This window comes from Bartonella sp. AD328YNZD (assembly GCF_042196425.1).
Genome location: NZ_JBHIQG010000084.1, coordinates 1 through 8,249, shown reverse-complemented (window position 1 = coordinate 8,249; position 8,249 = coordinate 1). Strand labels below are relative to the sequence as shown.

Below are 8,249 nucleotides of genomic sequence, written 5' to 3'. Positions count from 1 at the left end.
CGGACCCTGCTGATTTGTTGTACAGCCTTTGATACAAAATCATCATCCTTTGAGAATCTTACACTTACAAAAATCCCCCGTGCAGTATTGGAAAAATGCGAATGGGGAAGGGATGATTATAGTTTAAATGTAGCCAATCTTGAACCAATGATTGTGGTAAAAGAAAGCGACAAAGATAAAGATATTGCGCAACAAGAATTAGATCTATTTGAATAATATATAAAAAGCGGAGTTTTTTATGAACAGTGTTGAAAAAAGGATTTCAGCTCGCTTATCGTTGCGTGATCCTCAACGTGAATCATTAAATATTTTGGTGAAAATTTTAGAAAATATAGAGCTTTCTAAAAATGCTGATTTAGTTTCGAAATTAGAAATAATAAAAAGTCTCTATCCTTCTGTACAAGATTTTGAACGAAGCTTTCCCTCTTTTTGTTTTGCCTTAGCAACGGGAGTTGGAAAAACGCGACTTATGGGAGCTTTTATTAGCTATCTTTATTTAACAGGTCGTAGCCGACATTTTTTTGTTTTAGCGCCAAACTTGACTATTTATGAAAAATTAAAACAGGATTTTAGTCCTCAAAGTCCGAAGTATGTTTTCAGTGGAATAAGTGAATTCATTGCAAATAGACCCATTATTATTACAGGTGAAGATTATGAAAGTGGTAAAGGTATTCGCGCTGATGAACACCACTATTACGGACAAAAACGTTTGTTTGAAAATCGGGATACGGCCTTTATCAATATTTTTAATATTTCTAAAATTAATACAACGGATAATAAAAAAGGCACACTAAAATCTAGTATTCCGCGAATTAAACGCTTACAAGAAACGATTGGTGAAAGTTATTTTGATTATCTCGTAAATCTTCCTGATTTAGTTTTGTTAATGGATGAAGCGCATCGTTATCGAGCGTCTGCTGGTGCAGCAGCAATTAATGAGTTAAAACCTGTTTTAGGAATAGAACTTACAGCGACACCGAAAACAATAGGTGCAAAACCTGTAGATTTTAAAAATGTTGTTTACAGTTATTCACTTGCAGAGGCTATGAGAGATGGTTTTGTAAAAGAGCCTGCTGTTGCTACACGTAAAGACTTTCATCCTCAAAATTATACATCTGAACAATTAGAACATATTAAATTACAAGATGCAATTCATGCCCATGAAAACGTGAAAGCAGATTTAATTGCCTATGCCAAAGATTATAACAAAAAATTTGTTAAGCCTTTTATTTTAGTTGTCGCTCAAGATACAAATCATGCACAGAAATTGCGTGATTTATTGGAATCAGATGATTTTTTTGCAGGAGCTTATAAGGGAAAAGTTATAGAGATTCATACAAAACAGTCAAATATAGAGGAAGATCAAAATATTCAAAAACTCATTGTGATTGAGAATCCTCATGAGCCAACAGAAATTGTTATTCACGTTAATAAATTAAAGGAGGGATGGGATGTTAGCAATCTTTATACTATCGTACCGTTGCGTGCATCGGCTTCAGAAATTTTAACAGAACAAACAATTGGGCGTGGATTGCGTTTGCCTTATGGGCATAGAACAGGCATAGAATCTATTGATCGTTTAACAATCATTGCGCATGATCGTTTTCAAGATATTATTGATCGTGCGAACGATCCGAATTCAATTATAAAAAAGCATATTGAGATTGGAACAGGGGGTGATATATCCTCTGAAAAATCGGATATAGTGACAGTTCCAAGTCAAGCAGAAGCTTTATTTATAAAAACGATAGTAACACGTCATTCCGATATAAATGGAACATCTGATTTACACGGTATCATGTTACGTAATACGGATTCACCCACATTAACCTCTGAAGAACAAGAAATTGCTGCTATCGCATGGGATATTATTAAAGAAAATGATAATTTACCAAGTTCTCAAATGCTTTGTTCTGCACCGATACAAGAAAAAATGAATAATAAAATTATGAGTATTATACCGCTAGCACAAAAGTCTCTTGTGTCAAAAGTGGTTACAATTCTGACAAAACAATTACCAGAACTGATCATAGATATTCCTAATATTGTACTCATTCCTTCGCGTGAGGTTACTTATGGTTTTTCTGATTTTGATTTGGAGAATCTAGAAAGTTTAAATTTGCAACCTGTTAGTAAAGAACTTTTAATTCGAGAATTGCGTACCCATAAAAGCATTTTTCTCACTTCTAAAGATAAATATATTAAAGAACCTCATCTTGAAAATTACATCATTCGTGGTTTTATTGATAATGATTTTATCGATTATGATAGCCATACGCCATTATTACGAAAATTGGCTTGTCAGATGGTAGAGCATTTTCAATCTTATTTACCCAATGATATAGCTGTTGAGAACGTATTAATTCACTATCAGCATAAGATTAATACTTTTATTGTTGCGCAATTAAGAGAACATCAATGGGAAACACAAAAAGATTATGAGATTAAAGTTACACGAGGTTTTACAACTTTAACACCTATCCATTATGTTTTGCCGCAAGGAACATCTCCTATTGATTTTCGTAATATTCCTGCCATTAAAAGAGACATTAAAAAACTTATATTCAGCGGCTTTAGGAAATGTTGTTACCCTTTGCAAAAGTTTGACTCAGTAGAAGGGGAATTACGATTTGCTCAAATATTAGAAGACGATGCAAAAGTATTGAAATGGATGAAACCCGCTCGAGGTTTTTTCAAGATAGAATATGATAAAGGATCAGCCTATGAACCAGATTTTGTTGTAGAAACGAAGGATGCCAAATATCTTTGTGAACCTAAAAAAGCTTCTGAAATACAAAACGCTATTGTTTTAAAAAAGAAACAAGCTGCAGTTCAATGGTGTTGTCATGCAACGCATTATGCAGCTACTTACGGTGGTAAAAAATGGTATTATGTTCTTATTCCCCATGATGCTATTAAAGCAAATAGTAGTTTTGAAGGTTTATGTGCAGAATTTACCATTTCAGAATCTATACTTGAGAGCACATAACTTTTTGCTTTAAAAAAACATAAGTTTTTTAACTGGTCGATGCGAGAAATAATCAAATGTTTGAATATTATTTTTAATTTTGTTCCCTGTTGCACCATTAATTTAAGAATATGAGCTAATTCTTAAATCATGAAATTATTATTTTTTTCTAACTAACTTAAAGTAAAAGGAAAAATTTATAGGGAAATTATACAATATTATGCTTTTTTATGGGGATTTTCAGCCCATTTATGATTTTTGATAAAATAGAAGCTTACTTTCTTTATATGAAACAAAACCTTGAATTTGTAGTCACAAATTCAGAAAAAATATTTTAATTTTATAGACAGCTTTTTTCAAAAAAAATAGACAGTTTGTTGTGTTCTCTTTTGAAATATCTGAATATAATGGAATATCCAGAAGATAAAAGTAGGCTACTTTACATATGACTTTGAATTTAACAAACACTGTTTTTAATTTTTTAAAGAAAAACCCGACAAAAAAATTTACAGCTCGAGAAATTGCTCAATGGATATTTGAGAATTATCCAGAAAAATGCCACCAAAAACAAAAGCGTTCAACCGCAATAATCACTCCCCTTAACAGTGATGCAGCTCTTATTCAGCAAATTGTCGCTGAAATAGGAGCAAAACGTCCTCAGCTACAAAAGCGTTATCCAGAAATTAAAACCACTGAAGGACGACCACGGCAGTATTATTTTACTAAACAAACAGATAGCGCTGAAATTGATGCAGTAGAGGACAATGAAGAAAGTAGAGATTCTTCTGTTAAAGAGCGTGATCTTTATCCATTAGTATCTAAATTTTTATGGTCAGAGCTTGCAGTTTACAGCAAGCGCATTAATGAGAAATGTTCTCGTAATAAACATGGTGCAGGCGGCAATAAATGGCTTTATCCGGATCTCGTAGGGATACAAGATTTAAGCAGGGAATGGAATCGTGAAATCAAAGACTGTGTTTTGCAATATTTTGATAAAAAGACGAAGCTTTGGTCTTTTGAAGTTAAAATTCTCATTAATCGTTCAAATTTACGGAAAGCATTTTTTCAAACAGTTAGCAATTCTTCATGGGCTAATTTGAGCTATTTAGTTGCGAGTGAAATTGAAGGTATTGATACATTAAAAGAACTTCGGATGCTTTCAAGCTTGCATGGAATTGGATTTATAAGACTCGACAAGGAAAACGCCTCTGAGAGTGAGATCATAATTCCAGCGAAAGAACGTAGTGATATTGATTGGGATACTGCTAATAGATTAGTGAAAGAAAACAAGGACTTTTTTGATTATATTAAACTCATTCGTCAATTTTATCAAACTGGTGAAATGCGTCCATTGGATTGGGATTATATGGATCCATGAGGAGTATTAAAAAAGCTCTATTGTTTAAAGGCTCTTTTTGTAGAGTGATAAAAAATTACTTTCATGGTTTTATTTGATGATTATATTTAGGTAATACATTGATTTATAATGATAATTGGTATTTTTGACTTAAATGAAAAGTCTGAATATCATAGCATTCAATCATTTTAAACTATCTTATATTGGTGTTAATCAATCAAGGTTGTTTTCGTGCATCTCACGAGAGAGGCGATAGGGAAGGGGCGTGTGGAAATTCTGTTTGGAGTGTTCTATTTTGTGCAAGAGATGTGATCCCATTAGATACTAGATTTAATGATTATAATTCATTACATATTTTGTATTGTAGAAAGTAAAATTAAACTTTGTTGTTTCTGTTTAACATAACATCAAGCATTGAAAAAATTTTCTCCTCATACTGAAGTTTCTTACAGAAAATTTATTCTGCTCTTTCTTTGTTTCCGATTTCTGTTCGTTCTGATTATTATTAAGTTCTTTATTCTCTGCATTAAATATTTAAAAAGAAATATCAATTTTATAAAATATTCACATAGTTTATTTCATTTCTTGAAATGGATTTAAAAAATAAATTTCTATCATATCTTATGCTCAAGAGAGTGTGTGTAACATAATATTCTATTTATTTTTCAATAATACCGCACGCTAAACGTGCTCCACCTCCGCCAAGCGGTAATGGTTTATCTGATTGATTATCAGCCCCTAAATGAATGACTAAAGAGCGCCCTTTAATTTCAGAGATTGTTTTTAATCGTGGAGCAAGAACGCTCATTACGGCATTTCCTTGCTTATCAACATAAAGTGCCGGTAAATCACCAAGATGACCATTGACATTATAGGGTCCTAAGTGTTTCCCAGTATGCTCTGGATCATAATGTCCACCCGCGCTTCCACCTATTATGCCATCTTTTGTATCACATGAAGGATTTACATGTACATGAAAACCATGAATCCCTTCTGATAAAGTAGATAAATTAGGGATAAAAATCAAACCGTGTATGTTTTCTTCAATTTTAATGCTACCAATAGCCTTTTTGGAATTGTTATTTTCTAATTTATAAATATTTATTTGTTTTGATAGTGCTAATGCAGAATTTTTATGAATTAAAAATGCCATAAAAAACAATAATGATAATAATATTTTTTTCATAAAATACCTTTATACTTATCTTTAAATAGATTATTATCTATAAATAATAATCTATACTAATTATATCTTATATAAGTGTCTTAAATTGAACTTTAAGAAAAATAATTTACATAGAAATATTAGTTCTTATAAAGAGCAAATAAATTAAAATATGTTTATATATTTCTGAACATAATTTTTATTTTTTGATCTATAAAAAATACAGCTTTATGGATGAATAATTATATCTCACTTACATTTCTTCAAGAGATGCTTTTAAAAAATCTACTTTTTGAGATATAATGAGAAATTAAATAAGGAATTCTAGTAAATTAGCTATTATTTCATTTATAATATGATGATCGTTTCATCAAAAAAAATAACATATAATTTGTTGATGATTTAATTGTTTTTCATAGAAAAAATGACGAGGAGTTTCTATTTATTATGAAATTTATAAGAGAAAGAATTATTATGATTCGTATAAATTTCCCATAAAATACAGCATATACCGACACTCCCTCCCATTCCTGATCCTATCAGTGCTCCTATTATTATTCCGGAAGAAAGTGCTACTCTTATACCCATTGCAATAATTGGACCAAATCCTGGAAGAGCAATATAACCATAAGCTGCAAGAGTTGCTGCGATTGCTCCTGATAGGCTACCATTTAAACCGCCAATAAAAGCAAATTCTTTAATAGAATGGCGGCACTTTTTTAATTTTTTTTTCTTACGGCTGTAAAAAGAAACGTTGCTGTAAATTTTAAAATCAATCATATTCTTTTCTCTCATTTTGAATGCTAACTGTTCCTGAATAGTCAACGGATACGAAAAAATGGGACTTTTTAAATTTTACCAAAGCACGCCAGATACCATTGTCATCTAAGCGTAATCGTTTAATATTCTCAAAACCATTTTGCATAAGACAATTTTTAACTTGTGAAGCAGTAAATGAGTTCTGACCTATTTTAGTGACCTTTTGAGTAGAGCTATAGGTAAAGGCTTGACAATAAGGAAGGTGAAAAACTTCACTTATTGAAGTCGTGACTATCAACGAGACACATGCAATCATTATAAAAAAAGTACTTAATTTCAAAAAATTATTTAGTGTCATCTTATTACCATTTGTTGAAACAACACTTCATTAACCTCTGTGTTACTAACAGGTTCCAAAGATGATTTTATTTTTAATATTATAATTAACAATAAAAAGTTTTGAAAATATATTGATTAAATAAAACTGTTTTTTATTTTTCATTTTCTTTATAGTTCTAAATTTAACAGCTATGATTTAGCAAGATATATTTATTATTTAATTTGTAGTATATAATTCAGTTTTCTCTTATTTCATATCAATATACTAATATATATAATAATTATTTAATAAAAAATAGATGTATAGTTATATTAATTATACATATTATTATTACAAATAAATTAAATAAATATAATTAATTATTTTAATATAATTTGTTAATTCTTAGAAAGAACAAAAATATATTTTTACATCAGTAATAGATATGATTAAAAATGCAATTTATTATTTTTTATTTTACGTTATTATCCATTATTGCTTAGTAGAGTTGTTTAGATGATTTTGTTGGAAATATTTGCATAATTTCCTTGAATCCATAACCGGGATACATTCCTTCGCGCATAAATAAATTACGTAATGGCGGGAAACTATGTAACAAACCAAGCCCAATGCTTCGTATGATATGAACAGGCAACATATGAGAAAGTAGAGCAGAGTTCAGTGTATGAACAGCTCCACTTCGGATTAATATATCTGGTTTGCGGCATTTGTTATAATGTGCAACAATCATTTCAGTGTTAGAGTTGGATATTTTATTGGGTAAAATATCAATTAAAGTTTGGACATCACGCAATCCTAAATTCAATCCCTGTGCTCCAATAGGGGGGAAAACATGAGCGGCTTCACCGACTAAAATTGTTCGGTTAGCAGCAAAATGATGAGAAAGAAGTCCGAAAAGCGGCCATGCTTGAATTGATGTTTCTAAGCTTAGCTTTCCAAGCATTGATTGCATTTTGTTTTCGATCATTTTTGCAATTGTTTTTGGTTCTATATTCAATAATTCTTCAGCAAGGGAAGGATGAACAACCCATACAAGACTAGATCTTCGTCCTGGTAGTGGAACCTGTGTAAATGGACCGTGTTCTGTATGAAATTCAGTTGATGTATTTTGATGAGAAAACTCATGAGAAAAGTTGAGAACAAGTGCTTTTTGTGGATAATTCCACTGTTTGACACTTATCCCTGCTGCGGCACGTGTAAGAGAGTGACGCCCATCGGCGGCAACAACAAGTGGTGTTTGAATGACTCTACAATCAGCAAGAGTAATACATACATGGTTTTTTGTATGATGAACAGATTTGGCTGCAGAAACAAATCTTGTAATATTAGGCGTATGTGTAACAGCATCGACTAAAGCACTGTTTAATTTTACATTAGGTATATTATAGCCAAAAGCTTTTTCACCAATTTCAGCAGAAGAAAAATGTACCGTAGGAGCATGCACAATTCTAGAAGTTATATCTATAATTCTCATGGACGATAAAGCAGCTGCATGTTTTTGAAGATTATCCCAAATATTGAGTTTTTGAAGCATGCGTATTGCAGGCATCATAAGAGCAGTTGTTCGTAACTCATCTGTATGAGCAGGGGGCCCAACAAGAAAAACAGAAAGCCCCTCATGTGCAAGACTCAGCGCAGCTAACATTCCGACAGGACCTGC

Annotated in this window: 6 protein-coding genes and 1 pseudogene; 3 read left to right on the top strand and 4 right to left on the bottom strand. The window is 31.5% G+C overall.

The window, feature by feature from the left end; translation table 11 throughout:
- The 3 genes and pseudogenes from ACFIO3_RS05625 to ACFIO3_RS05615 all read left to right on the top strand — a co-directional run.
- Positions 1-216: pseudogene (locus ACFIO3_RS05625) on the top strand (site-specific DNA-methyltransferase); the annotation flags it as partial.
- A 22-nt stretch (positions 217-238) separates the two neighbouring features.
- Positions 239-2,989 (top strand): DEAD/DEAH box helicase, encoded by a 2,751-nt coding sequence (locus ACFIO3_RS05620; protein WP_375615184.1) that lies wholly within the window; start codon positions 239-241, stop codon positions 2,987-2,989.
- 424 nt (positions 2,990-3,413) lie between these two features.
- Entirely contained in the window at positions 3,414-4,346 is a 933-nt protein-coding gene (locus ACFIO3_RS05615) for a COG2958 family protein (RefSeq protein ID WP_375695745.1), read from the top strand.
- 637 nt (positions 4,347-4,983) lie between these two features.
- Here the strand turns inward: ACFIO3_RS05615 and sodC are convergent.
- From sodC to ACFIO3_RS05595, 4 genes are all read right to left on the bottom strand, one after another.
- The gene (gene sodC / locus ACFIO3_RS05610) at positions 4,984-5,511 is read right to left on the bottom strand and encodes a superoxide dismutase [Cu-Zn] SodC (RefSeq protein ID WP_375606864.1); all 528 of its coding nucleotides are present in this window, start codon (positions 5,509-5,511) and stop codon (positions 4,984-4,986) included.
- Between the two features lie 417 nt (positions 5,512-5,928).
- Positions 5,929-6,285 carry a hypothetical protein gene (locus tag ACFIO3_RS05605; protein ID WP_375686526.1) on the bottom strand — a complete coding sequence of 119 codons (357 nt, stop codon included), beginning with the start codon at positions 6,283-6,285 and terminating at the stop codon, positions 5,929-5,931.
- Positions 6,263-6,607: a hypothetical protein gene (locus ACFIO3_RS05600; protein WP_375606866.1), complete on the bottom strand. Its 345-nt coding sequence runs from the start codon at positions 6,605-6,607 to the stop codon at positions 6,263-6,265. The genes ACFIO3_RS05605 and ACFIO3_RS05600 overlap by 23 nt, the downstream gene beginning before the upstream one ends.
- 460 nt (positions 6,608-7,067) lie before the next feature.
- On the bottom strand, positions 7,068-8,249 hold a 1,182-nt coding region (locus ACFIO3_RS05595; RefSeq protein ID WP_375704184.1), incomplete at its 5' end, for a UbiH/UbiF family hydroxylase.

Coding starts and splice junctions, on each gene's coding strand:
- ACFIO3_RS05620 (WP_375615184.1), top strand. CDS start 239: ATGAACAGTGTTGAAAAAAGGATTTCAGCTCGCTTATCGTTGCGTGAT.
- ACFIO3_RS05615 (WP_375695745.1), top strand. CDS start 3,414: ATGACTTTGAATTTAACAAACACTGTTTTTAATTTTTTAAAGAAAAAC.
- sodC (WP_375606864.1), bottom strand. CDS start 5,511: ATGAAAAAAATATTATTATCATTATTGTTTTTTATGGCATTTTTAATT.
- ACFIO3_RS05605 (WP_375686526.1), bottom strand. CDS start 6,285: ATGAGAGAAAAGAATATGATTGATTTTAAAATTTACAGCAACGTTTCT.
- ACFIO3_RS05600 (WP_375606866.1), bottom strand. CDS start 6,607: ATGACACTAAATAATTTTTTGAAATTAAGTACTTTTTTTATAATGATT.